19 protein-coding genes and 1 pseudogene are annotated in these 24,276 nt (G+C 61.8%); 11 read left to right on the top strand and 9 right to left on the bottom strand.

Annotation, left to right across the window (positions count from 1 at the left end; genetic code table 11):
- Positions 1–62: 62 nt before the first annotated feature.
- Genes ACQ4WN_RS18285 through ACQ4WN_RS18275 form a run of 3 tightly spaced genes read left to right on the top strand, consistent with a single transcriptional unit; the run spans position 63 to position 4,073 of the window.
- Positions 63–1,751, top strand: coding sequence for a bifunctional metallophosphatase/5'-nucleotidase (locus ACQ4WN_RS18285; RefSeq protein ID WP_436552832.1), 1,689 nt, complete (start codon positions 63–65; stop codon positions 1,749–1,751).
- Between the two features lie 16 nt (positions 1,752–1,767).
- Positions 1,768–2,997, top strand: coding sequence for a phospholipase D-like domain-containing protein (locus ACQ4WN_RS18280; RefSeq protein WP_436552831.1), 1,230 nt, complete (start codon positions 1,768–1,770; stop codon positions 2,995–2,997).
- Positions 2,998–3,005: 8 nt separating this feature from the next.
- Positions 3,006–4,073: a S1/P1 nuclease gene (locus tag ACQ4WN_RS18275; protein WP_436552830.1), complete on the top strand. Its 1,068-nt coding sequence runs from the start codon at positions 3,006–3,008 to the stop codon at positions 4,071–4,073.
- Between the two features lie 36 nt (positions 4,074–4,109).
- Here the strand turns inward: ACQ4WN_RS18275 and ACQ4WN_RS18270 are convergent, their stop codons facing one another.
- Entirely contained in the window at positions 4,110–4,874 is a 765-nt protein-coding gene (locus tag ACQ4WN_RS18270; protein WP_436552829.1) for a DeoR/GlpR family DNA-binding transcription regulator, read from the bottom strand.
- A gap of 94 nt (positions 4,875–4,968) precedes the next feature.
- Here ACQ4WN_RS18270 and ACQ4WN_RS18265 point away from each other — a divergent pair.
- Positions 4,969–5,553: pseudogene (locus ACQ4WN_RS18265) on the top strand (NUDIX domain-containing protein); the annotation flags it as partial.
- A gap of 420 nt (positions 5,554–5,973) precedes the next feature.
- Here ACQ4WN_RS18265 and ACQ4WN_RS18260 read toward each other — a convergent pair.
- The 7 genes from ACQ4WN_RS18260 to ACQ4WN_RS18230 form a co-directional block, all read right to left on the bottom strand.
- Positions 5,974–6,945 carry an ABC transporter permease gene (locus tag ACQ4WN_RS18260; protein ID WP_086145100.1) on the bottom strand — a complete coding sequence of 324 codons (972 nt, stop codon included), beginning with the start codon at positions 6,943–6,945 and terminating at the stop codon, positions 5,974–5,976.
- Positions 6,946–6,948: 3 nt separating this feature from the next.
- Positions 6,949–8,028 (bottom strand): ABC transporter permease, encoded by a 1,080-nt coding sequence (locus ACQ4WN_RS18255; protein ID WP_436552828.1) that lies wholly within the window; start codon positions 8,026–8,028, stop codon positions 6,949–6,951.
- Positions 8,025–9,554 carry an ABC transporter ATP-binding protein gene (locus tag ACQ4WN_RS18250; RefSeq protein WP_436552827.1) on the bottom strand — a complete coding sequence of 510 codons (1,530 nt, stop codon included), beginning with the start codon at positions 9,552–9,554 and terminating at the stop codon, positions 8,025–8,027. Before ACQ4WN_RS18250 ends, ACQ4WN_RS18255 begins: the two co-directional genes overlap by 4 nt.
- Before the next feature lie 81 nt (positions 9,555–9,635).
- Entirely contained in the window at positions 9,636–10,631 is a 996-nt protein-coding gene (locus tag ACQ4WN_RS18245) for a BMP family lipoprotein (RefSeq protein ID WP_436552826.1), read from the bottom strand.
- A 387-nt stretch (positions 10,632–11,018) separates the two neighbouring features.
- Positions 11,019–11,921: a LysR family transcriptional regulator gene (locus tag ACQ4WN_RS18240; protein WP_436552825.1), complete on the bottom strand. Its 903-nt coding sequence runs from the start codon at positions 11,919–11,921 to the stop codon at positions 11,019–11,021.
- An 84-nt stretch (positions 11,922–12,005) separates the two neighbouring features.
- Positions 12,006–12,935 (bottom strand): pseudouridine-5'-phosphate glycosidase, encoded by a 930-nt coding sequence (locus ACQ4WN_RS18235; protein WP_436552824.1) that lies wholly within the window; start codon positions 12,933–12,935, stop codon positions 12,006–12,008.
- Positions 12,936–12,938: 3 nt separating this feature from the next.
- Positions 12,939–14,096 carry a carbohydrate kinase family protein gene (locus tag ACQ4WN_RS18230; protein WP_436552823.1) on the bottom strand — a complete coding sequence of 386 codons (1,158 nt, stop codon included), beginning with the start codon at positions 14,094–14,096 and terminating at the stop codon, positions 12,939–12,941.
- A gap of 368 nt (positions 14,097–14,464) precedes the next feature.
- Between ACQ4WN_RS18230 and xapA the strand changes: the two genes are divergently transcribed.
- From xapA to ACQ4WN_RS18195, 7 genes are all read left to right on the top strand, one after another.
- On the top strand, positions 14,465–15,304 hold the full coding sequence (xapA, locus tag ACQ4WN_RS18225) for a xanthosine phosphorylase (protein ID WP_436552822.1): 840 nt from the start codon (positions 14,465–14,467) through the stop codon (positions 15,302–15,304).
- A 117-nt stretch (positions 15,305–15,421) separates the two neighbouring features.
- Positions 15,422–16,615 (top strand): phosphopentomutase, encoded by a 1,194-nt coding sequence (locus tag ACQ4WN_RS18220; protein WP_436552821.1) that lies wholly within the window; start codon positions 15,422–15,424, stop codon positions 16,613–16,615.
- Positions 16,612–17,571: a deoxyribose-phosphate aldolase gene (gene deoC, locus ACQ4WN_RS18215; RefSeq protein WP_099665370.1), complete on the top strand. Its 960-nt coding sequence runs from the start codon at positions 16,612–16,614 to the stop codon at positions 17,569–17,571. The genes ACQ4WN_RS18220 and deoC overlap by 4 nt, the downstream gene beginning before the upstream one ends.
- A gap of 12 nt (positions 17,572–17,583) precedes the next feature.
- Positions 17,584–19,965 carry an aldehyde dehydrogenase family protein gene (locus tag ACQ4WN_RS18210; RefSeq protein WP_436552820.1) on the top strand — a complete coding sequence of 794 codons (2,382 nt, stop codon included), beginning with the start codon at positions 17,584–17,586 and terminating at the stop codon, positions 19,963–19,965.
- Between the two features lie 75 nt (positions 19,966–20,040).
- Positions 20,041–21,363 (top strand): thymidine phosphorylase, encoded by a 1,323-nt coding sequence (gene deoA / locus ACQ4WN_RS18205; protein WP_436552819.1) that lies wholly within the window; start codon positions 20,041–20,043, stop codon positions 21,361–21,363.
- Between the two features lie 115 nt (positions 21,364–21,478).
- Positions 21,479–21,886 (top strand): cytidine deaminase, encoded by a 408-nt coding sequence (locus tag ACQ4WN_RS18200; RefSeq protein ID WP_034754695.1) that lies wholly within the window; start codon positions 21,479–21,481, stop codon positions 21,884–21,886.
- A 4-nt stretch (positions 21,887–21,890) separates the two neighbouring features.
- On the top strand, positions 21,891–23,108 hold the full coding sequence (locus ACQ4WN_RS18195; RefSeq protein WP_436552840.1) for a nucleoside deaminase: 1,218 nt from the start codon (positions 21,891–21,893) through the stop codon (positions 23,106–23,108).
- 1 nt (position 23,109) lies between these two features.
- Here ACQ4WN_RS18195 and ACQ4WN_RS18190 read toward each other — a convergent pair whose 3' ends face one another.
- Positions 23,110–24,273 carry a dipeptidase gene (locus ACQ4WN_RS18190; RefSeq protein WP_436552818.1) on the bottom strand — a complete coding sequence of 388 codons (1,164 nt, stop codon included), beginning with the start codon at positions 24,271–24,273 and terminating at the stop codon, positions 23,110–23,112.
- Between the last annotated feature and the right edge of the window lie 3 nt (positions 24,274–24,276).

Raw genomic sequence — 24,276 nt, 5'->3', positions numbered from 1 at the left:
GGCGCGCGGCGTCCCCCCCGGAAGAGATAGATTTTTTTTACAACGATAACTATGTGGGGACCATGAAACATCATCTGACACCACTCGCCGCCGCAGCGGCCCTGACCCTGCTGCTGGCAGCTTGCGCCACGCCTGCCGTGGCACCCGTCGATATCAACCTGGTTGCCCTGAACGACTTCCACGGCAACCTCGAACGCAGCAAATTTACCTACACGAGCGCTGCCGATGCCGAGCGCAAGACGGTGCAGGCGGGTGGCATCGATACCTTGTCCGGCGCTCTGACGGCATGGCGCCGCGAAGACGCGCAGCTGATTTTTGTCGGCAATGGCGACCTGGTCGGTGCCAGCCCCGCCATGTCGGCCCTGTGGGCGGACGAACCGAGCATCGTCGCCATGAATATGCTGGGCATGAAGGCCAGTTCAGTGGGCAACCATGAATTTGACCAGGGCAAGGCGGAATTGCTGCGCCAGCAGCGCGGCGGTTGCGAGTCCTCGCGCGCCGACAAGGCATGCAAGTTCACGCCCGACTTCAAGGGCGCCAGCTATTCCTATCTGGCCGCCAACGTGATCGACACGCAAACGGGCAAGTCCCTGCTGCCGGCCTACCGCATCGAAGAGGCACATGGCGTCAAGGTGGGCTTGATCGGCGCCGTGCTGAAAGATACGCCATCCGTGGTGACGGCCGCCGGTATCACCGGCTTGCAGTTCGGCGATGAAGCGGACGCCATCAACGCCACCTTGCCGCAGTTGCGCGCGCAGGGCGTGGGCGTGTTCGTCGTGCTGCTGCACCAGGGCGGCGAGACGAAGGAAGCCGTCGACCAGGCCGATTGCAGGCACCTGAAGGGCGAAGTGGTCGACGTGGTGAAACGCCTCGATCCGGCGATTCAACTGGTCATCAGCGGCCATTCGCACCAGGGTTATCTGTGCCGCGTCGATGGCCGGCTGGTGACGCAGGCACAGATGGGCGGGCATATGCTGACGCGCATCAAGCTCAAGGTAGATCCCGTCAAGAATGCGCTGATCAATGCCAGCGCGCAAAACGTCGTCATGCTGCCAGGCATGTATGAGCCGGACCCGGCCGTGGCGGCTTACCTGGAATCGGTGAAGCAGCGCAGTGCGGCGGAATTGTCGCGTCCCGTCGCCGCCATCGCCGTGCCCACCGTGGGCCGCAGCACCAAGGGCAGCGGCGCTTCCGCGCTGGGTGACCTGGTGGCCGACAGCACCCTGTTCGGCGCGCGCGCTGCAGGTGCGCAAATCGGCCTGATGAACAATGGTGGCATCCGCAAGGACCTGGAAGCGGGCGCCGACCTGATGACGAACGTGGGCCAGAACCAGGCAGTTGTACCATTCGGCAATACCCTGATCGTCGTCAGTCTTTCCGGCGCGCAAATCCGTACCTTGCTCGAACAGCAATGGCCGGGTGCCGAAGCGGAGGACAACAATCTGCTGCAGGTATCGGGAGGCTTCAGCTACCGCTGGGATAGCACGAAGCCGCAGGGCCAGCGTGTGCTGCCGGGCAGCATCATGCTCAATGGCAGCCCTATTGATGACAATCAACAATACCGTATCGCCGCCAATAGTTTCCTCGCTGGCGGAGGCGACCGTTTCACGGTGCTGGCAGCTGGCACGCGCCGCCTCGACACGGGCGTGCGCGACATCGACGCCTTCAGCAATTACCTGATAGCCCGCGCGCGCGCTGGCAAGCCGGCTGGCAGCGCTACGGCGGCCGGCCGCATCGTGCGTGTCAAATAATCTACAAGGAATAACCATGCGTCGTTTATCTGTTTCCCTGCTCGTCACTACCCTGTTCGCAGGCACGGCCCACGCCGATTTCACCATTCCCGGCTTTGAGCTCGTGCACACTTCGCCCGTGGAAACGAGCTTGACCAATCCCGACTTGCGCGAACCCGTCGCCGTGTGGAGCGAGCTGTTTGATTCGGCCAAGAAAGAGATCGTCATCGCCCAGTTTTATGCCGTCAGCAAGCCGGGCACGGCTTTTGAAAAGGTGCTGGCCAGTTTGACGGCGGCCGGCCAGCGTGGCGTGAAAATCCGCTTCCTGCTGGACCAGAAGGGCGTGGGCCTGTCGGACGCGGCGACCATCGCCCGGATCAAGGCGATTCCGAACCTGGACTTGCGCCTGATCGATTTCAATAAAATCACGGGCAATGGCATCGTGCACGCGAAATACCTGGCCGTCGATGGCCAGGTGGCGTACATCGGCAGCCAGAATTTCGACTGGCGCTCGTTCGAGCACATCCATGAGACGGGCTTGAAGATCACGGAGCCGGCCATGGTCAGCCAGGTGCAGGCGATTTTTGAACAGGATTGGCAAGCCCAGGCGCTGACGTCGCAAGGCGGCCGCGCCACGGTGCTCAACAGCAAGGTGGTGCCGGCCAACTACGCGCAAAACGCCTTTTTGCTGGCCAGCCCGAATGCGTATAACCCGGCCGGTGTGGGCGATTCGGAAACGGGTTTGCCCGCCTTGCTGGCGGAAGCGAAAAGCGAGGTGCGCATCCAGCTGCTCGATTACGCGCCGCTGTCGTATGGCCCGAACCGCACGCGTCCGTACTACGCCGTGATCGACAACGCCGTGCGCGCAGCCGCCCAGCGTGGCGTGAAGATCAAGCTGATGGTATCCGCCTGGAACACGGAAGCGCCTGCCATCGCTTACCTGAAAAGCCTGGCCCTGCTGCCGAACGTGGAAATTCGCATCGTGACAATTCCTGCCGCTTCGACCGGTTTCATTCCATTTGCGCGCGTGATTCACAGCAAGACCATGAGCATCGATGGCAAGCTGGCCTGGGTCGGCACGAGCAACTGGGCGGGCGGCTATTTCGACTTGTCGCGCAACCTGGAAGTGGTGCTGCGCAATGATGCCATGGCGCAGCGGATTGCCGCGCTGCATGAACAAACGTGGAGCTCGGTCTATGCACAGCCCATCGACATCAACAAGCAGTATCCAAAGCCGGCGAAGGCTACGCCGCAAGGCAAGGAGTAATGGCAAACATGAAAAAACTGTTGAGCGTGCTGGCGCTGGGCGCCGCTTTTGCTTCCGGCAATGTACTGGCCTGGGGCAACGACGGCCACCGCGCCGTGGGCGCCATCGCCGATCAATTGCTCAAGGGCAGCGCGGCGCAGGCGCACATCAGCCAATTGCTGTTGCCTGGCGAAAGCCTGGAAAAAATCGCCAACTGGCCCGATTGCGTGAAGGGCACGTATTGCGGTCCGCAATCGCCGGAAATGCTGACGTATGTGGCGGCAAACCCCAAGCATGGCCAATACCATTACACGAATGTGCCGTTCCAGAATACGCACTACCATGACCATGGCGTAGGCACGGCGGACGACGATATCGTGCAGACGCTCAAGCAGGCGATCCTGGTATTGCAGGGCAAGGCTGATGCGGCCAGTAATCCGCACGGCTTCAGCCAGCGCGAAGCGCTGATTTTGATCACGCACCTGGTGGGCGATATCCACCAGCCATTACACGTTGGCAATGCGTTTCTCGGCAAGGATGGCCAGTTTTTCGTGCCTGACACGCAGGGGCAGATCGACGACGTCGCCATTTTCAATGCGCGCGGCGGCAACGACTTGCTGCTCGACGATGCGAAGATGACGGCGCTGTCGGACGCCGTGATTCCCGCGCCGCTGCCGGTGGAAGAAGGCATGGCGAAAGCTCCCGCCTATCCGAAGTCGCCCACCAAGCCCCTGCATTCGTATTGGGATACGACCGTGGTCGATTACGCCATGCGCCGCCTGAGCACGCGCACGCCGCAGCAGTTCGCCAGGACGGTGATCGCCAGCGCGCCTGTGGTGAGCGGCAATAGCGGCGACCCCGTCAGCTGGCCGTATCAGTGGGCAGATGCCTCGCTGGCTGCATCAAAGATTGCTTTCACGGACGTGGTGGCCGGTCCGGCCACGCAGCAGACCAGCCGCAAGGGCGATGTCTATCATGTGTGGTCCTTGACGGTGCCGGACAATTATCCTGTGCCCAGCTCGGCGCTGGCAAAGCAGCAGCTGATTGAGGGAGGCTATCATCTGGCCGCCGTGCTGCGGGCGATTTGGCCACAGTAAAGATGTGATTCGAAAGCGGCCTGCGGGCCGCTTTTTTCATGCCAGGGTGATGTTAATTCCCATGTCGCGGTAGGGTGCGACCAGGGCGTCGTCCACGTCGCGGTGCACGATGATGTCGTTGACCTGGCTCAAGGGCGCGATTTGAAATGGCGAAGACGTGTTGAACTTTTCCGGCGAGGCCAGCACGACGGTGCGGTTTGACGCCTCGCTCAGCGCGCGTTTCACGCACGCCTCTTCGTAATCGCCGGTGGTGATGCCCGCTTGCGGATGCAGACTGGCCACGCCCATGAAATACAGGTCGGCGCGGATGCGGCCAATCGCTTCCACGGTGGCCGCACCGACACCCACGATCGAGTGCTTGTACAGGCGTCCGCCCAGCATCAGCACCTCGATGCCTGGGTGATTCACCAGTTCGACGGCAATCGACGGACTGTGCGTGACGATGGTGGCGCGCAAGTCCTGCGGCAGCTGGCGCGCCAGATGCACGGCGGTCGTGCCGCCATCGAGAAACACCACTTGTCCCGTTTGTATCATGGCGCCGGCCGCGCGGCCGATGGCAGGCTTGGCTTCGGGCGAAATCTGTTCGCGGGCCGAAAACGGCGCCAGCGCAGGCGAGCGGAACAGTAAGGGCAGGGCGCCGCCGTGCACGCGTTCCAATAGCCCTTCTTTTGCCAGCTCGCGCAGGTCGCGCCGTATCGTGTCTTCCGACAAGCCCAGGGCGTCGCTGACGGCCCTGGCGACGAGCTGCCCTTCGCGCTGGAGCAGGTCCAGCAGGTATTGTTTGCGTTGATGTGTGAGCATGGGTTTTCTTGAGTATTCTTATATTTTCTTGATGTTGCACGAGTTTGCATGATAAAGTCGACGAAGGCAAGTACATGCAAGCACAAGGGACACTATGCGCGAAGAAAATGCTGAGCAACAACGGGTACACATACAGGGCGTGGTAACCCTGTCGCACGACTGGTATTTATTGCAAAAGACTACGTTCGATTATCTGCGCCACGATGGCCAGTGGCAAACGCAGACGCGGGAAACCTATGACCGCGGCGATGGCGCCACCATCCTGCTGTACAACAAAGCCAAACGCACGGTGATCCTGATCCGCCAGTTCCGCTTTCCAACGTACCGCGAAGGCCACGATGGTTTCCTGATCGAATCAGCGGCCGGCTTGCTGGAAGAGGCCAGTGCGGAGCAGCGCATCCGCGCCGAAGTGGAAGAGGAAACCGGTTACCGGGTGGGGCAGATACAAAAGATCTTCCAGGCTTTCATGAGTCCGGGTTCCGTGACGGAGCGCTTGCATTTCTTCGTGGCCGAGTACGACCCTGCCAGCCGCATCGGCGACGGCGGCGGCCTGGCGCACGAGGGAGAAGACATTGAAGTGCTGGAATTGCCGCTGGCGCAAGCGCTGCAGATGGTGGCCGATGGCCGCATCTGCGATGGCAAGACCATCATGTTGCTGCAGCATGCACAATTGCACTTGATGCCGCGCAAACTTGGCCTGCAAATCCTCATTGCCGGCCCCTACCGTTCCGGTACGGGCGACGATCCCGTCTTGATGCAGCACAATGTGGCGACCATGGAAGCCGTCTGCCTGCCCCTGTATGCCAAGGGACACATGCCTGTGCTCGGTGAATGGCTGGCCTTGCCCATGCTGGCGCTGGCTGGTTCCACCCGGGTGGGCGATGCCGTGTATGAAGACCTGTTCCACGCGCACGCGACGCGCTTACTGAGCCATTGCGATGCCGTGCTACGGATAGGTGGTGCGTCTGGCGGAGCGGACCAGATGGTGACAGTAGCGCGCAGTCTGGGTTTGCCTGTGTATTGTTCGCTGGACGAGATTCCACAGGCATAAAAAAAGCGAAGCCCGCGGGCTTCGCTTTTTTGTCAGCGTAGGCTGAAACTAGCGCGATTTTACAAATGGGATACCAATAGCTTTCGGTGCGATGGATTTCGCCATCAAGCCTGCTAGCACGATCACGGTGACCACGTACGGCACCATCTGGATCAAGGAGCCGGGGATGCGGCCCACGACGGGTAAATCCACGCCTTCGATCTGGATCTGGATGGCGGCGAAGAAGCCGAACATCAGACAGCCGAGGAAAGTGTAGACGGGGCGCCAGTTGCCGAACACCATGGCCGTCAGGGCCAGGTAGCCGGCGCCGGCCGACATGTCGCGCAGGAAGAAGCCGCTTTGCACGATGGCCAGATAGGCGCCCGAGAACGAGCACAGGATGCCGGCCACCAGCATGGCCAGGTAGCGCGTCGCTTCCACGCTTACGCCGGCCGAGTCGGCCGCATGCGGGTTTTCGCCGCAGGCACGCAGGCGCAGGCCGAAACGCGTGTGGTAAAGCAGCCAGTGCACGAGCGGGATCAGCAGGAATGCCACATACACGAGGATGGAATGGCCGCCGATCAGGTGGGCATACACCCAGCCGATGAAGGGAATATGTTCCACATACTGCGTGCCCGGCAAGACGACGTCGAACAGGCGCGCTGAACCGAGGTCGGGCGTGCGGCCACCTTGCTGGAAGAAAAATTGCGCCAGCACAAAGGTCAGGCCGCTCATGGCGATATTGATGGCCATGCCGGCCACCAACTGGTTGCCCTTTTGCGTGATGCTGACATACGCTTGCAGCAGGGCCAGGGCGACGCAGACGAGCATGCCGGCAGCCATGCCGTAATACGGGTTTTGCGTCGTGTAGGCCACGGCGGCGGAAGCAAACGCGCTGGCCAGGATCTTGCCTTCCAGGCCGATATCGATCATGCCGCTGCGTTCGGCAAACAGGCCGGCCATGGCGGCAAAGATCAGGACGGGCGCATTGCGCACGGTCGATACCAGGATGCTGGCGAAATGAAAGTCGTCGAGTGTCATGGTTTAGCCTTTGGTGCGCTTGAGCAGGGCGGAAATGGCCGGAGCATAAAAGTTTTCCATGGCGCCGCAGAACAGGATGATCAAGCCCTGGATGAAAATGAAGGTTTCCGTCGGGATATTCGGTTTTTCCAGCGACAGGTCGAAGCCGCCCTGGATCAGCGCGCCGAACAGCACGGCTGACAAAAAGATGCCGACCGGATGCTGGCGGCCCATCAGGGCGATGGCGATGCCGATGAAGCCGGCGCCACCGACGAAATTGAGCGACAGGTAATGCGTCGAACCCATGATGGAATTGACGGAACCCAAGCCTGCCAGCGCGCCGGAAATCAGCATGACGATGATGATCATCTTGCTGATCGACACGCCCGCGTAGTGTGCCGCATGCTTGTTGAGGCCGGTGGCGCGCAGCTTGAAACCCCACGACGAACGCCAGACCATCACGCCGTAGATGACCAGTGCGGCGATTGCCAGCAGAAAACTGATGTTCAGCGGCGTATCGCCCAGCGACGGGAACCAGGTGGAGAGGCGCGGCATTTCGCCGCTTTCCGCAAACACGCGGCTGGCCGTGTTCTGTTCGCCTGGCGGAATCAGGTACTTCACGATGATGAAGTTCATCAGGCTGGCGGCGATGAAGTTGAACATGATGGTGGTCACCACGATGTGGCTGCCGCGCCTGGCTTGGAGGTAGCCGGGCAGCAAGCCCCACAGCGCGCCGAACAGGGCCGCACCGATCATGGCCGCGGGAATCAACAGCCAGGCGGGCAGGGTCTGGTCGAAGGCCAGCATGGCTACCGTCAAGCCCAGGCCGCCGATATACATCTGGCCTTCGGAACCGATATTGAACAGGCCGGCCTGCATCGCCACGGAAACCGACAGGCCCGTGAAAATGAAGGTGCTGGCGTAGAACAGGGTGTAGCTCAAGCCTTCCGGGTTAAGGATGGCGCTGTTGACGAGGATACCCAGCGATTCGGCCGGGTCTTCGCCCAGCATATAAATCACCAGGGCTGCGACCAGCAAGGCCGACAGCAGGTTTAACATGGGCATGACAAAAGCTGTCGCCCAGCGTGGCAAGTCGTTATTCATGATTTATGCATTCCCCCCATCAACAGACCGATGCGGGTGGTATCGAATTCTTCAATTTTCAGTTCGCCGGTGATGCGTCCGCCGCACATGACCAGAATGCGGTCGGCCAGCGCCCGCACTTCTTCCAGTTCGACGGACACCAGCAGGATCGCCACGCCTGCGTCGCGCAGGGCCAGCAATTGCGTATGGATGCTTTCGATGGTGCCGATATCGACGCCGCGCGTGGGCTGGCCCACCAGCATCAGCTTCGGCTTGGCCAGCACTTCGCGCGCGATCACCACCTTTTGCTGGTTACCGCCAGACAAGAGGCCAATGCGCAAGTCCGGATTGGCCGGGCGCACATCGAAGGTTTTCAGCAGTTGCGCACAGCGCGCGCCGATGGCCTTGAAGTTGAACAAGCCCCAGCGGTTTTTCAGGTGGTCCTGGTAGCCGAGGATGGTGTTTTGCATGACGGAGAAATTTTTCACCACGCCATCGCGCAAACGGTCTTCCGGAATGTGGGCGATGCCCAGCTCGCGGAAGGCCAGCGGCAAGCCATCGGCGTCAGTGCGCTTGGCAAACGGCAAGTCCTTGTCCAGGAAGCGCAGCTTGCCAGACGTCGGCAAGCGCATGCCGGACAGGATTTCCAGCAGCTCGCTCTGGCCATTGCCGGAAACGCCCGCGATGGCGACGATTTCGCCGGCGCGCAAGTTGAAGCCGATGTCGGCCAGCAGCTTGACCTGTTGCCCGTCGGCCAGTTGCAAACCGTCCACTTCCAGCACCGTGGCGCCCGGATTGTAGGGCGCGCGTGGCAAGTGGCTCTGGATGGGGCGGCCCACCATCATATTGGCCAGCTCCTCTTTCGACGTGCCGGCTGTCGCCACGGCGCCCACCACCGTGCCGCCGCGCATGACGGTGACGTTATCGGTGATTTCCAGGATTTCTTGCAGTTTGTGCGTGATCAGGATGATGGTCTTGCCCTGTTCCTTGAACAGGCGCAAGATTTCAAACAGCGAGGCCGTTTCCTGGGCCGTCAGCACGGCTGTCGGCTCGTCGAGGATCAGGATGTTGGCGCTGCGGTAAATCTGCTTGAGGATTTCCACGCGCTGCTGCGCGCCGACGGAGAGGTCTTCGATCTTCGCGAGCGGGTCAACGTCGAGGCGGTAGCGTGCGCAAATCTCGCGCAATTTGGCTTCCGCTTCGGCACGGTGGCTGGCCAGGCGAAAACCGCCTTCCGTGCCCAGCATGATATTGTCGAGGACGGTGAAGTTCTCGACCAGCATGAAATGCTGGTGCACCATGCCGATGCCGAGATTGATCGCTTCCTGGCTGTTGCGGATAGGCTGTACTTTTCCGTCGAGCAGGATTTCTCCGCCGTCGGCACGGTAATACCCGTACAGGATACTCATCAAGGTCGATTTGCCGGCGCCGTTTTCCCCCACCAGACCGTGGATACTGCCCTTGGCGATGGAGAAACTGACATTGGCGTTCGCCTTCACATGTCCAAACTGCTTGGAAATGCTGCGAAATTCTACTGCTGGCTGCATAGGTTCATAACTGGATAGTTTCATGGAAACGCGCCGCGCGGAGACAGGCCCCGGCGGCGCGCTAAAAGATACGGAGAAAAATTAAACCGGGCAGCTGCTGCCGACGCGGTAATCGATCACTTTGATCTTGCCATCGATAATGTCCTTACGCGCACCCAACACGCGCTTTTCGATTTCTGGCGTAATCAGCTTGCGGTTGTTCGCATCGAGCGCCCAATCCACGCCGCCTTCTTTCAAGCCTTTATAGCTGACGCCGCCCTTCCAGGTGCCGTTCTTGACTTCCATGAAGCTGTCATACACCGTGTTGTCGACGCGCTTGACCATCGAAGTCAGGATGCTGCCCGGGTACAAACCGTTCTGGTTCGAATCAACGCCGATGGCCAGCTTGCCTTTTTCCTTGGCCATTTGCAGCGTGCCCATGCCGCTGCCGCCAGCGACGGCGAAGACGACATCAACGCCGCGCTCGAATTGCGAGCGGGCCAGTTCGCCACCCTTGGCCGGGTCATTCCAGGCGCCGGACGTGGTGCCGACCATGTTTTGCGTGATTTCCGTCTTCGCATTGACGGCCTTGACGCCTTGCGCGTAGCCGCAGGCGAAGTTGCGGATCAGGGGAATATCGATGCCGCCGATGAAGCCGACCTTCTTGCTCTTGCTGGCCATGGCTGCAGCCACGCCCACCAGATAAGAGCCTTCTTCTTCCTTGAAGACGACGGAATTGACGTTGCTGCCGGCAGCCTGGCCGTCGATCAGCACGAATTTCACATTCGGGAATTCCTTGGCGACTTTTTGTACGGCTTGCGTTTGCGCAAAGCCGATGGCGGCGATCATGTCGAGTTTCTTGCGGGCCAGGCCGCGCATGACTTGCTCGGCTTGCGTATCGCTCGATGCCTGAACTTCGATGAAGGAAATGCCTGTGTCTTTTTTGAAGCGCGATGCGCCTTCGAAAGCGGATTGGTTGAACGACTTGTCGAACTTGCCGCCCGCGTCATACACGACACCCAGTTTTGGGGTAGCCGCGGACGCTTGAGCAGTCAGAAATATGGCTGCGATCGTCAAACTAAATTGTGTAAGTTTCATGAGTGGCTCCTGGAAGATCGATATTGTATATTTTTTATAGGTGAAACATCTAATTTGGGGCCGATTTAGCCTGTTTTTGATGCACGAGGTGATGATTCCTTATCAACATTACACTGTATTGCACAAGATCATTGCTGGCCTTGTCTGCTTTTATGTCGTCAGTGTGATGCTCATGCAACAGTCGCGCCCCGTCTCTTTTATAGTTACAACATCGAATAGGGCTGCCGGAGCGGACTGGGATGCGCCGTCAGTTGACGGGCAGGGCAGGCACGGAGCCGGCGCCACGATGGGCGTGCGGATCACTATGCATCATGCCAGATATGTATGACAAATACGTTTTTGTTTATGTATTTATATGCGGCGCATATAAATAGGTGGTGCTGCAGATTAGACGGCAGGGGGATTGATGATATTCAGGAAGGCCCGCACGACGGGCGCGTCGTCGAGCGTGGTGTAGCTGATATACAGGTTGGCCGACGGTGGATTGGTCTTGATCGGCAGGAAGACGACGCCGGGCCAGCCGATGCGGCTCGTCGTTTCCGGCACCAGGGTCACGCCCAGGCCTGCACCCACCATGGCCAGCAAGGTTTGCGGTTCGCTCGCTTCCTGGAAAATCACGGGTTCGAAACCGGCATTGATGCAGCATTGCACCAGGTAGCGGGGAAAGGCCGACTTGTCCAGGTTCAGCGTGAGCATGGGCTCGTGGGCGATGTCGATCAGCTCGATGGCCGTGTTTTTTGCCAGCGGATGGTGTTCGTTGACAGCCACGCACACGTTTTCGCGGAAGCATAGCTCCTGGCGTAAATTATCGTGACGCAAGTCGTCGTCGTTGAGTTTCGGTTCGCGCCAGAAACCCACGTCGATCTGCTTGGCACGCAAGGCTTCGTATTGCACCGTGGGACCAAATTCATGGATAGTCCAGCTGACGCGGGGAAATTTGGTCTGGAATTCTTCCAGCAGGCTGGGGATGGGACCCCACATTGCCGAGCCGACGATGCCCACGCGCAAGCGGCCCACTTCGCCGCGGTCGATCTGGCGGATGGTGTCGATGGTCATGCGCATCTTGGCCAACAGGTCGGCTGCCTCGTTCATCAGCGCTTTGCCTGCCACGGTCAGCTCGAAGGTGCGCGTGGTGCGCGCAAACAGACGCACGCCCAGTTCGCTTTCCAGTTTCATGATCTGCTGGCTCAGGGGCGGCTGCGAGATATGCAGGCGCTCGGCGGCGCGGCTGAAGCTTTTCTCCTCGGCAACGGCAAGAAAATACTTTAACTGTTTCAGATCGATGGACATGCTTTCCTTGGCGTTGCGTCTTGCTAGGCGATGGAACTGTGTGCGCACCGCTGGCAGTACGCACACTTCAATACAGCTGTCTTATTATCGTGCCACGACCGCTTGCATGGCAATGGCCAGCTCGGTTCCCACTTGCGCATTGTGCTTGACGAGGGCGATATTCGTCGCCAGGCTGCGCCCGTCTGTCAGTTGCTTGATGCGCGACAACAGGAATGGCGTGACTTGCTTGCCTTTCACGCCGCCCGCGTCCGCTTCCTGCAGCGCCTGCGTGGTGATCGCGTCGATTTCTTCCTTGGGCATGGCTTGCGCGGCCGGTACCGGGTTGCTGACGATCACGCCGCCTGTCAAGCCCAGCTGCCATTTGGTGCCGATGAAGGCAGCTTGTTCTGCAGCCGTATCGAGGCGGAAATCCGCGTTGAAGCCGCTTTCGCGCGTGAAGAAGGCAGGAAAACCTTCCTGGCCCACGCTGATGACGGGCACGCCGTGGGTTTCCAGGTATTCCAGGGTCAGGCCGATGTCGAGGATGGATTTGACGCCCGCGCAGACGACGGCCACCGAGGTTTGCGCCAGTTCCTGCAAGTCGGCGGAAATGTCGAAGCTGGTTTCCGCGCCCCGGTGCACGCCGCCGATGCCGCCCGTGACGAATACGGCGATGCCGGCCAGTTCCGCGCAAATCATGGTGGCGGCCACGGTGGTGGCGCCCAGTTTGCGCTGCGACAAGACGAACGGCAGGTCGCGGCGGCTGACTTTCATGGCGTCGGGCGAAGTGCCCAGCAATTCCAGTTGTTCGGGCGACAGGCCCACGCAGATCTTGCCGTCGATGATGGCGATGGTGGCCGGCACGGCGCCGCCGTCGCGGATGATCTGTTCCACTTCGCGCGCCATTTCCACGTTTTGCGGATACGGCATGCCGTGCGAAATGATGGTCGATTCCAGTGCCACGATGGCCTTGCCGGCGGCGCGCGCGGCTAGGACTTCTTGCGAGAACGAGAGGAAATTATTCAATTGCATCATGTTTCAATCCTGTTGAAAGAGGGTCGGGGGAGGGGGCGCCAGATCGGCGTCGTCGATGTCGTCGAGCGCGCCGGCCGAAATCAGGGGCGAGACGGTGGCGTCGGATTCCAGGGTCATGGCGGCCAGCTTCAGGCCACGCCGGCACGCCAGTTTCAAATCGCTGCTGTCGTGGTAGAGCGACCAGCAGACGGCGGCGGAAAACGCGTCGCCAGCGCCCGTCACGTCGACGGCGTCCACTTCGCGCGCGGCCAGATGCACGACAGGTGCATCCTGGCTGTTGCCATCCGTGAAATACACGCCTTCGCTGCCGCAGGTGACGATCACCTGGCGCGCACCCTGGCGCTGCACTTCGCGGCAGGCGGCACGCACATCAAACGCCGTCGGCAAGGCTCGCGCCACGCGCGTTTCCAGTTCGCCCCTGTTGAGGATCAGCAGATGCAAGCCTGTCAGGTCTTGCGGCAAGTGCGCCATCTTCGGCTGCGAGACGGCGACGATGACCAGCGGCGTGGCGTGGGCCGCGTCCTGGCGCGCGTCGGCCAGCAGTGCCTGCACGCTGTCGTGGCCCAGGTTCAGGTCGCAGACGGTGAGGGCGGCGGCAGCGCGCTGCGGCTGGCGGCTGTGCAAAAAGGCCGGGGTCAGCTGCTCGTAGAGTTGCATGTTGGCCATCGCCAGCAGCATTTCGCCATGTTCGTCGAGCACGGCTGTGTAGGTGCCGCTGCTGGTGTTACTCAGATGTAAGCTGCCGCGCATGTCGATGCCCGCGTCTTCCGCGTGCGCCTGCAGGGCATGGCCGGCCGCATCGTCGCCCAGCGCCGTCAGCAGGGCCACGGGGAGTGACAGGCGTGCCAGGTTTTCCGCGATGTTGCGGCCCACGCCGCCAAACACTTCTTCCGAGCGCACGGGATTCGAGGTGCCCATCTGCAGGGTTGCCAGGGTGCGCATCTTGCGGTCGAGGTTCGCGGCACCGATGCACAGCACGGGGCGGCTGTCGGGCAGCACATAGGCGCGTCCCAGCAGGCGCCGCTCCCGGATGAGGCCGGCGATATGGCCGGCGACGGCCGAGCGCGACAATCCCAGCTCGCTCGCCAGGTCTTGCTGCGAGATGAAGGGGTTGTTGCGGATCAGGGTGTACAGCTGATCTTTTTTATTGGTATCGGTCACAAGGTGTTCGCTGAAGATTTAAACATTTGTTCGGAACTGTAAACATTTGTCCTTATCGTGTCAAGCCGGTGTCCAGCGCATGTCAAAAACCTTCGTATGGAGCATGTATGCATGCATTTCTCAACCATGGCAGGCCTGGGCTAACCTCGACTATAATATCGGCCATTTATATTTGAATTGTATAAATGGGCAAGAAAAATGGTATTTGCCATACATATTCCGTTTGATGCATAGTGGCGGCAAATAGCAGCCATACGCATTTCGATAGTCCCGTAACAGCATACATACCCGATACCTGGGCCGCAGTCCCTCACCGGGCACCGCCGCGCAGGCAGCAACCATCATCATTAGTCAATCAGAGGATAACCATGTCGAACAACACCCCTTTCCACGCCGCCGAAATCATCCGTGCCCGCGCTCCTGAAAATTTCAAGCCGCGCGTGGCGATGATCCTCGGCTCCGGCCTGGGCGTGTTGGCCGAGCAGATGACGGACGCCGTCAGCATCAGCTTTGACGAATTGCCAGGTTTCCCGATCAGCACCGTGCACGGCCATGCCGGCGAACTGGTGGTCGGTACCCTGTCGGGCGTCGCCGTGGTCTGCATGAAGGGTCGTGGCCACTTCTATGAAGGCTATGGCATGGGCGTGATGACGAGCGCCATCCGCACCCTGAAACTGCTGGGCTGCGAAATGCTGTTCGTCACCAACGCCGCCGGTTCCCTGCGTCCGGAAGTGGACGCCGGCAGCCTGGTGGCCATCAGCGACCATATCAACCTGCTGCCAGGCACGCCGATGGTCGGCCCGAACGACGACCGCTTCGGCCCGCGCTTCTTCAGCATGGCCAACGCCTACGATGCGGACCTGCGCAACCTGGTCAAGGAGACGGCTGCCTCGAACGGCATCACCCTGCACGAGGGCGTGTTCGTCGCCTATCCTGGCCCGAACTTCGAGACGGCCGCGGAAATCCGCATGATGGCCCGCCTGGGCGCCGACACGGTCGGCATGTCCGTGGTGCCGGAAGTGGTCTCGGCCCGTCATTGCGACCTGAAAGTGGTGGGCGTGTCCGTCATCACCAACCTGGCCGAAGGCATGTCGCCATTCGCGCTGTCGCACGAGCAAACCCTGAAATACGCGGCCATCGGCGCGAAAGACCTGGTCAAGCTGATCCTGGCTTTCCTGGCGACCGTATCGGCTACGCCGCAAGCCTAAGCACCTTTTTACGCAGTAGCGGCGCGCCGGCCACCGGCGCTGCCGCGCGGCAGGCCGGGAAAATCCGGCCTACACTGTCCGCATCATTCCGCATCACTCCATAAAGCGAGCCTTATCATGTCACGCGCATTTATCCTCCTGCTTGATTCCTTCGGCCTTGGCGCGACGCCAGACGCCGCCAAGTATGGCGACGCAGGTGCCAATACCTTTGGCCACATTGCCAGCACTGTCGCCAAAAGCGGCAAGACCTTGAAACTCCCGAACATGGAACGCCTGGGACTGGGCGCTGCCGCGCACCTGGCTAGCGGCGAATGGGCCACGGGCTTCGACCAGCGCGACGGCTTTACCGGCGCCTACGGCGCGGCGCGCGAGCGCTCCACCGGCAAGGATACGCAGAGCGGCCACTGGGAAATCGCCGGCGTGCCCGTCGAATTCGACTGGGGCTACTTCCCCCGTACCACGCCGTCGTTCCCCGCCGACCTGACCGACAAGCTGAAAGCCATGTCCGGCGTACCCGGCTTCCTCGGTGACTGCCATGCCTCGGGCACGGACATCATCAACAAGCATGGCGATGAACACGTCGCCACCGGCAAGCTGATTATTTATACGTCGGGCGACTCGGTGATGCAGATCGCCGCGCACGAAGAATCGTTCGGCCTCGAACGCCTGTACGCGGTGTGCGAAATGGCCTTCAAGCTGGTGGAACCGTACAACATCGGCCGCGTCATCGCCCGCCCGTTCACCGGCAGCAATGGCAACTACACGCGCACCAGCAACCGCCACGACTACGCTGTCGCGCCACCCGCACCGACCCTGCTCGATCACGTGAAAAATGCTGGCGGCGAAGTCGTCGGCCTGGGCAAGATCAGCGACATTTTCGCCACCCAGGGCATCTCGCGCGTCGTCAAGGGCGTCGACAACATGGCGTTGTTCGAGGCGCTGTTGAAGACGGCCGATGAAGTACAGGACAAGTCGCTCACTTTTGTGAACTTCGTCGATTTCGACCAGGCTTTCGGCCACCGCCGCAACGTCGAGGGCTATGCCGATGCGCTGCGCGAAATGGATGCGCGCCTGCCGGAATTCATGGCCAAGCTCAAAGATGGCGACCTGGTCGTGATCACCGCCGACCATGGCTGCGACCCCACCTGGCACGGCTCCGACCATACCCGCGAACATATACCGATGATCTTCTTCGGCCCCGGCGTCGCCCCGCGCGCACTGGGCATTTCCGAGACCTTCTCCGATATTGGCCAAACCCTCGCCAAGCACCTTGGCGTACCACCACTTGCGAATGGAACCAGCTTGTTATGACACTCATGCACCCCGAATTCAAGCGTAACGAGGCCGTTGGCCTCGACCTGGGCTGGATCAACCAGATCCGCGTCAACCGCGCCGCGACAGACCGCCGCGCCGCCAGCCTGGCGAACCGCCGTACGGTGAAAAAGGAATACCAGGCAGCCTGGCTGGTCAAGGCCATCCAGATGATCGACCTGACCACCCTGGGCGGCGACGATACGCCGGGCCGCGTGGAACGCCTGTGCATGAAGGCCATGCGCCCGCTGCGCGCCGACCTGATGGAAGCCCTGGGCTTGACCGAGTTGAGCACCGGCGCCGTGTGCGTGTATCACGAGATGATTCAACCGGCCGTGAAAGTCATCCAGGGCCGCCTGCCCATCGCCGCCGTGTCGACGGGTTTCCCGGCCGGCCTGACGAGCATGGAAACGAAGCTGCGCGAGATCGAACTGTCGGTCGCCGCCGGTGCTTCCGAGATCGATATCGTCATCACGCGCCAGCACGTCCTGAACGGCAACTGGCAAGTGCTGTACGACGAAATGCTCGCTTACCGCAAGGCTTGCGGCGAAGCGCACGTGAAGGCGATTCTCGCCACGGGCGATTTGCTGACCATGGAAAACGTGGCCAAGGCGTCGTGGGTCTGCATGATGGCAGGCGCCGATTTCATCAAGACCTCCACTGGTAAAGAGGGCGTGAACGCCACCATTCCCGTGGCCCTGACGATGGTGCGCACGATCCGCGAATACCACGAGCAGACGGGCTTCCAGGTGGGCTTCAAGCCGGCCGGCGGCGTCAGTTCGGCCAAGAGCGCGCTGCAATACCTGACCCTGATGAAGGAAGAACTGGGCAACGAATGGCTGCAGCCGCATTTGTTCCGCATCGGCGCTTCCAGCCTGCTGACCGACATCGAGCGCCAGCTCGAGCACTACGTCACCGGCAGCTACTCGGCCAATCATCGTCACGCACAACCTTAAAGAACATTCGTCATGCCTACAATTAACGAGATTCTCACTACTATGGACTACGGCCCTGCTCCCGAAAGTCAAAAAGAAGCACAGGCGTGGCTCGACGGCCACCAGCGCAAATTCGGCCTGTTCATCGACAATGCCTGGAGCGAACCGGCCGAACTGTTCGCTTCGACCAATCCTGCCGACGGCACGCAGCTGGCCGAGCTGACGCAAGCCACTGACGCTGACGTGGAACGCGCCGTGGAAGCGGCACGTCGCGCGCTGCCCGTATGGCAGGGCATGGGCGGCCATGGCCGCGCGAAAGTCATGTACGCGCTGGCCCGTTTGCTGCAAAAGCATTCGCGCCTGTTCGCCGTGCTCGAAACCCTGGACAACGGCAAGACCATCCGCGAAACGCGCGATATCGACTTGCCGCTGGCCGCGCGCCACTTCTACCATCACGCTGGCTGGGCGCAACTGCAGTCGGAAGAATTCGCTGACTACCGCGCCGTCGGCGTGGTGGGCCAGATCGTGCCGTGGAATTTCCCCCTGCTGATGCTGTCGTGGAAAATCGCCCCGGCCCTGGCCGCCGGTAACACGGTGGTCTTCAAGCCGGCTGAATTCACGTCGCTGACCGCCATGCTGTTCGCCGAATTGTGCGTGCAGGCGGGCGTGCCGGCCGGCGTGGTCAATATCGTCACCGGCGATGGCCGCGTGGGCTCGGCCATCGTCAACCACCCTGGCGTCGACAAGATCGCGTTTACAGGTTCCACGGAAGTGGGCCGTTTGATTCGTGTAGCGACGGCCGGCAGCGGCAAGAAGCTCTCGCTGGAGCTGGGCGGCAAGTCGCCGTTCATCGTCTTCGAAGACGCGGACCTGGACGGCGCCGTGGAAGGCCTGGTCGACTCGATCTGGTTCAACCAGGGCCAGGTATGCTGCGCCGGTTCGCGCCTGCTGGTGCAGGAATCGATCCAGGAGCGCTTCCTGAACAAGGTACGCGCGCGCATGGAAAACCTGCGCCTTGGCTCGCCCCTGGATAAATCGATGGACGTGGGCGCGCTGGTCGACCCGGTACAGCGCCAGCGCATCGCCGCGCTGGTCGATTCGGCTAGAGCCGAAGGCTGCGACGTGTGGCAGCCCGCGTGCGAATTGCCGGCGGACGGCTCCTGGTTCCCGCCCACCCTGATCACGGGCGCATCGACGTCGGCTGCTGTGGCACAGGCTGAAATCTTCGGCCCCGTGCTGGTGGCCATGAGCTTCCGCACGCCGCCCGAAGCGGTGCAGCTGGCGAACAACACGGTGTACGGCCTGGCCGCCAGCGTGTGGACCGAGTCGATCAGCCTGGCGCTCGACATTGCTCCCGCCATCAAGGCTGGCGTGGTGTGGATCAATAGCGCGAACCAGTTCGACGCCGCGTGCGGCTTCGGCGGCTACCGCGAATCGGGCTTCGGCCGTGAAGGTGGCCGCGAAGGCATGCTGGAATACATGACGGCCCTGGCCGAAGATGCGCGCCCGGCCCTGCCGGTGGTGGAAGCCAAGGCTAAAGGCAACGCGAAACCGGCGGCAGCCGATCCGTTCGCCATCGACCGCACGGCCAAGATGTACATTGGCGGCAAGCAGGCGCGCCCTGACAGCGCCTACAGCGCACCCGTGTTCGGCGCCAATGGCACGCTGCTGGCCGAAGTGGGCGTGGGTAGCCGCAAAGATATCCGCAATGCCGTCGAAGCGGCCCATAAAGCGTCTGGCTGGACCAGCGCTACGGCGCACAACCGCGCGCAAGTGCTGTACTACATCGCCGAAAATCTGGCAGCGCGCGCCGACGAATTCGCCGCCCGCATCGCCGCCATGACGGGCAGTAAAAATCCGGAGAAGGAAGTGCAGGCATCGATCGAGCGCCTGTTCTACTACGCAGCCTGGGCCGACAAGTACGACGGCCTGGCGCACCAGCCGCCCACCAAGGGCATCACCGTGGCGCTGAATGAAGCGGTCGGCGTGATCGGCATCGTCTGCCCGAATGAAGCGCCGTTGCTCGGCTTCATTTCGCTGGTAGCGCCGGCCATCGCGCTGGGCAACCGCGTGGTGGTGGTACCGTCGGAAGCGCATCCGCTCTCCGCGCTGGACCTGTACCAGGTGTTCGACACGTCCGACTTGCCGGGCGGCGTCGTCAACATCATCAGCGGCAACGCCGATGAACTGGCGCGCACCCTGGCCACACACGCCGACATCGACGCCGTCTGGCGCCATGATGGTTCCGCCGAAGGTTGCGCGGAAGTCGAGCGCCTGTCGGCCGGTACCCTGAAGCGTACCTGGGTCGGTGGCGCCAAAGGCCGCGACTGGTACAGTGCCGCCCAAAGCGGTGGCCGTGCCGTGCTGGCGCATGCGTCGCAAGTGAAAAACGTGTGGATCCCTTACGGCGTCTAATCGATAAGTAGTGCTGGCAAAGCTGGGGTCAGAGCCGTCGGTTCTGACCCCAGATCTCATGATTGGAGTTATTCCATGTTGTTAACCCAAGAAATCATCCGCAAGAAGCGCGACAAGGGTGTTTTGAGCGCCGAGGAAATACAGTTTTTCGTGCGCGGCATCACTGACGGCAGCGTCAGCGAAGGCCAGATCGCGGCACTGGGCATGGCCGTCTTTTTCAACGACATGAACATGGACGAGCGCGTGGCGTTCACCCTGGCCATGCGCGATTCCGGCCACGTGCTGGACTGGCGCTCGCTGAACCTGCCGGGTCCCGTCGTCGACAAGCATTCGACGGGCGGCGTGGGCGACGTCGTCTCCCTGCTGCTCGGCCCCATGGTCGCCGCGTGCGGCGGCTACGTGCCGATGATCTCGGGCCGCGGCCTGGGCCATACCGGCGGCACCCTGGACAAGTTCGACGCCATTCCCGGCTATTACACGGTGCCGGACAATGAATTGTTCCGCAAAGTAGTCAATGAAGTTGGCGTGGCCATCATCGGCCAGACGGCGCAGCTGGCGCCGGCCGACAAGCGTTTTTACAGTATCCGCGACGTCACCGCCACCGTGGAATCGGTGGCCATGATCACCGGCTCCATCCTGTCGAAGAAACTGTCGGCGGGCCTGGACGCGCTAGTGATGGACGTGAAAGTGGGCACAGGCGCTTTCATGCCTACCTACGACAAGTCGGTGGAGCTGGCCGAGAGCATCGTTGCCGTCGGCAATGGCGCGGGCATGCAGACCTCGGCTATTTTGACGGACATGAATGAATCGCTGGCGCCGTACGCCGGCAATGCGCTGGAAGTGCGCGGTGCCATGGATTACCTGACGGGCCGTTCGCGTCCCGCGCGCCTGCACGAAGTGACCCTGGCGCTGTGCGCCGAGATGCTGGTGCTGGGCGGCCTGGCCGCCACCGAAGAGGAAGCGCGCGTCAAATTGATGGCGGCCCTCGATTCTGGCGAAGCGGCTGAACGCTTCTCGCGCATGGTGTCCGCCCTGGGCGGCCCGGCGGACCTGGTCGAAAATCCGGACAAGCATCTGGAACAGGCACCATTCGTCGTGCCGGCGCCAGCGCTCACCGCCGGTTTTGCCAATGTGCGCGATTGCCGCGGCATCGGCCTGGCCGTCGTCGCGCTTGGCGGTGGTCGTCGCCGTCCGACGGACAGCATCGATTTCGCCGTCGGCCTGACGGATCTGGTGGGCCTGGGCGAGCAAGTTGCCATTGGCCAGCCGCTGGCCATGGTGCACGCGCGCACGCAAGCGGCGGCGCAGCAAGCTGTCAAGGAAATCCAGGAAGCGTATGCCATCAGCGCGATCGCGTTGACGGCCAATCCGGTGATTTATCGTACCATTCGACCCTAAGGTTACACTGGTAACACTGGGGTCAGACCCCCGTTTGCGATAGCGCTGAGCTATGCGTCAGCGGCATTGAGGGTCTGACCCCGGCCTTAATGATTTCAAAGGTATTACAGAAAAAATGAACAACCAAGAACTGATCGCGGAAGCCAATGCCGGCCGTGAACTGGCCTACGCGCCGTATTCGCGTTTCAAGGTGGGCGCAGCATTGCTGTGCAAGGATGGCCGCGTCTTCCGTGGCTGTAACGTGGAAAACGCCGCGTATGGCCTGTGCAACTGCGCCGAGCGCACGGCGTTTTTCAGCGCCATCGCGCATGGCTGCAAACCGGGCGACTTCGCCAAGCTGGCCGTCACGGGCGATACGGCGGAACCGATCTCGCCATGCGGCGCCTGCCGCCAGGTGATATTCGAGATGGGCGGTGCCGACTTGCCGGTGATCCTGACGAACCTGAAAAACGATGTCATGGAAGTGACGGCGGGCTGGCTGCTGCCGCACGGCTTCGGCAATTCCGACCTGGACATGAAGTAACAGGATCCGCTTGAACAAGACGATCGACATCCAGGCGGCCGTGGCGATTGCCGCGGCCGAAGCCATGGCAGCCAAGACGCAAGGTACCTTTGGCGTGGGCGGCGTGCTGCTCGATGGCACTGGCAACGTGCTGCAATCGATGCACAACAATGTCGTGCGCCAAGGCCTGGTGTTCGACCCCACCGCGCATGGCGAGCGTCAGCTGGTGGACTGGTATTTCGCCGAGCGCGCCAAGGGCACGCCCTTGCCGTCGCCTGGCGAACTGACTATCGTCACTTCGCTCGACCCCTGCTGCATGTGCACGGGGGCGATTTTGGCGGCCGGTTTCAATGTGGTGGTGGCCGCGCCCGACGTCAAGGCAGGTATCAATTACGATGGCGCTGCCACGTTCACGGCCCTGCCGGCGCCGCTGCAGGCGCAGGCCGGCCGCAGCTTTTGCTATCCGGCCGTGCGCGGCGCCACCGAGTATGCGCGCCTGCCGTCCGGCGCCGCGCCCAAATCTTTTTTCATCGGCAAGAGCATCCACGAGGCGACGCAGGCACTGTGTTCGCTCGTGTTTGAAGCGACATCGGCGCAGGTGATGCAGCTGCTGAACGCCGGCGACGACGTGCACTTGCGCGATCCGGCCACCTTGCCGTCCGAGCATGCCGTGGTGCGCGCCTTGCGCCGCCGCTATCCCGACGCCCTGACTTACCGCTGCGCCCCGCATGCACCCGATGCCGGCCTGGCGCCATTCCTGCAAGCGGCCATGGAGCAAGATGTGCGCGATGGCGGCCAGGGCGACGCGGCCGCCTTGCTCGATTCCTTTGGCAACCTGCTGCTGTGCATGCCGGGGAAATTGGCGCAATCGGCCATCCGCACGCCGTTCATGGAATGCACGCGCCAGTACGCGCAATTGCGCTATGAATTGATGGCCGGCGCCAAGCCGGCGCTGCAGGAAGAAATCAAAAGCTATCTGGGCCACCCCAAGCACGGCACCTTCGTGCTGGCCATCGGCCCGGACGACAGCGCCGCCAGTTTCATGACCCTGGGTGCCTACGGTTCCACCATGGAAGGGGCGCTGCCGGAGAATAATCCGGCGCAATTCCAGTACGTGCGCCCGGCCATGGCGCAGGACGCGCTGCTGGCGCTGTGCGACGCGATGCCGCCGCTCTACCGCAAACTGATACGCATCCGGCCACACCAGGTGGCGGACCACGCCCTGGTCCAGGCGCTAGGCTAGTCTAGGCGTCATCGTCCGGCAGGTTTTTCAGTAAAAAATCGCGCACGTTTTCACCGGCCACGCGGCGGATTTGCGCTTCCGACAGGCCAGCATCGAGCAGCGCCTGCGTCAGGCGCGGCAGGCCGGCCGCGTCGATGGCGGTGGTGACGGCGCCGTCGAAGTCCGAGCCATAGGCCACGTGTTCGACGCCGATCAGTTTTACCGTGTACTTGATGGCGCGCGCGATGGACGCCACATCCTTGCCGCAGACGGCCGTATTCCAGAAACCGATGCCCACCAGGCCACCCTGGGCGGCGATGCGTTTCAATTGTGCGTCGCTGAGGTTGCGGCCGTTGGCGCAGGTGCCGCGCACGCCCGTGTGCGACACCATCACGGGGCGCTTCGCCATGGCTAATACGTCGTCGATGGTGGCTGGCGAGGCATGCGCCAGGTCGACGATCATCTTGCGCTGTTCCATGGCGCGCAACCAATGCTTGCCCAGCGGCGTCAGGCCGCCTTTTTTCAGGCCGTGCTGGGAACCGGACAGTTCTGTATCAAAGAAATGCGTGGGCGCGGCCATGCGGAAGCCCGCCTTGTACAAGGTATCAAGGTTGTCCAGCTTGCCTTCGAGCGCATGCGCGCCTTCCAGTGTCAGCCAGCCGGCCAGCAGGCCGGGCTCCTGTTCGCGCGCGTCGATGAAGCTGCGCAGCTGGGCGCGGCTGCCGATCACCCGGACCTTGCCATTGCTGCTGGCCACTTGCTGGCGCAATGCATCGGCCTGGTAAGTGGCGCGCGCCAGCAGGCTGTTCCAGGTGGCCGGTGGCAAGGCTTGTGCCATCACCAATGCCGTGATGTTGTCCGTGTCGCTGCCATTGCGCTCGATATTCATCTTGCGCGGCGTCTTGGTGACAACGGAAAAGGCTTGCAGTGCCACGTTGCCCCGCTGCAGGCGGGGAAAGTCGACATGGCCACGCTGGCTGTCGCGGTTCAGATTGCGTTGCCACAGCAGGCTGTCGGCGTGCAGGTCGGCGATCCACAGGCGCAGGTGCAGTGCCTGGGTAGTGGCCGTCGGCGCCTTGGCAGCTTGGGAATAGACTTGATTGATTTGCTGGTCGACCAGTCCGGGAGCGGACAGGAAGCCGCCGGCCAGCGCAAGGCTGGCGGCGGTGAGGGTGCTGATAATCATTGT

The organism is Janthinobacterium pasteuri, assembly GCF_051380775.1.
GTDB lineage: Bacteria > Pseudomonadota > Gammaproteobacteria > Burkholderiales > Burkholderiaceae_D > Janthinobacterium.
Note: the sequence above shows the minus strand (reverse complement) of the source record. Positions and strands in the feature narration are given on the sequence as shown.

Bases quoted from the DNA above. Each gene is read 5' to 3' on its own strand.
- ACQ4WN_RS18285 (WP_436552832.1), top strand. From the start codon at position 63: ATGAAACATCATCTGACACCACTCGCCGCCGCAGCGGCCCTGACCCTG.
- ACQ4WN_RS18280 (WP_436552831.1), top strand. From the start codon at position 1,768: ATGCGTCGTTTATCTGTTTCCCTGCTCGTCACTACCCTGTTCGCAGGC.
- ACQ4WN_RS18275 (WP_436552830.1), top strand. From the start codon at position 3,006: ATGAAAAAACTGTTGAGCGTGCTGGCGCTGGGCGCCGCTTTTGCTTCC.
- ACQ4WN_RS18270 (WP_436552829.1), bottom strand. From the start codon at position 4,874: ATGCTCACACATCAACGCAAACAATACCTGCTGGACCTGCTCCAGCGC.
- ACQ4WN_RS18260 (WP_086145100.1), bottom strand. From the start codon at position 6,945: ATGACACTCGACGACTTTCATTTCGCCAGCATCCTGGTATCGACCGTG.
- ACQ4WN_RS18255 (WP_436552828.1), bottom strand. From the start codon at position 8,028: ATGAATAACGACTTGCCACGCTGGGCGACAGCTTTTGTCATGCCCATG.
- ACQ4WN_RS18250 (WP_436552827.1), bottom strand. From the start codon at position 9,554: ATGCAGCCAGCAGTAGAATTTCGCAGCATTTCCAAGCAGTTTGGACAT.
- ACQ4WN_RS18245 (WP_436552826.1), bottom strand. From the start codon at position 10,631: ATGAAACTTACACAATTTAGTTTGACGATCGCAGCCATATTTCTGACT.
- ACQ4WN_RS18240 (WP_436552825.1), bottom strand. From the start codon at position 11,921: ATGTCCATCGATCTGAAACAGTTAAAGTATTTTCTTGCCGTTGCCGAG.
- ACQ4WN_RS18235 (WP_436552824.1), bottom strand. From the start codon at position 12,935: ATGATGCAATTGAATAATTTCCTCTCGTTCTCGCAAGAAGTCCTAGCC.
- xapA (WP_436552822.1), top strand. From the start codon at position 14,465: ATGTCGAACAACACCCCTTTCCACGCCGCCGAAATCATCCGTGCCCGC.
- ACQ4WN_RS18220 (WP_436552821.1), top strand. From the start codon at position 15,422: ATGTCACGCGCATTTATCCTCCTGCTTGATTCCTTCGGCCTTGGCGCG.
- deoC (WP_099665370.1), top strand. From the start codon at position 16,612: ATGACACTCATGCACCCCGAATTCAAGCGTAACGAGGCCGTTGGCCTC.
- ACQ4WN_RS18210 (WP_436552820.1), top strand. From the start codon at position 17,584: ATGCCTACAATTAACGAGATTCTCACTACTATGGACTACGGCCCTGCT.
- deoA (WP_436552819.1), top strand. From the start codon at position 20,041: ATGTTGTTAACCCAAGAAATCATCCGCAAGAAGCGCGACAAGGGTGTT.
- ACQ4WN_RS18200 (WP_034754695.1), top strand. From the start codon at position 21,479: ATGAACAACCAAGAACTGATCGCGGAAGCCAATGCCGGCCGTGAACTG.
- ACQ4WN_RS18190 (WP_436552818.1), bottom strand. From the start codon at position 24,273: ATGATTATCAGCACCCTCACCGCCGCCAGCCTTGCGCTGGCCGGCGGC.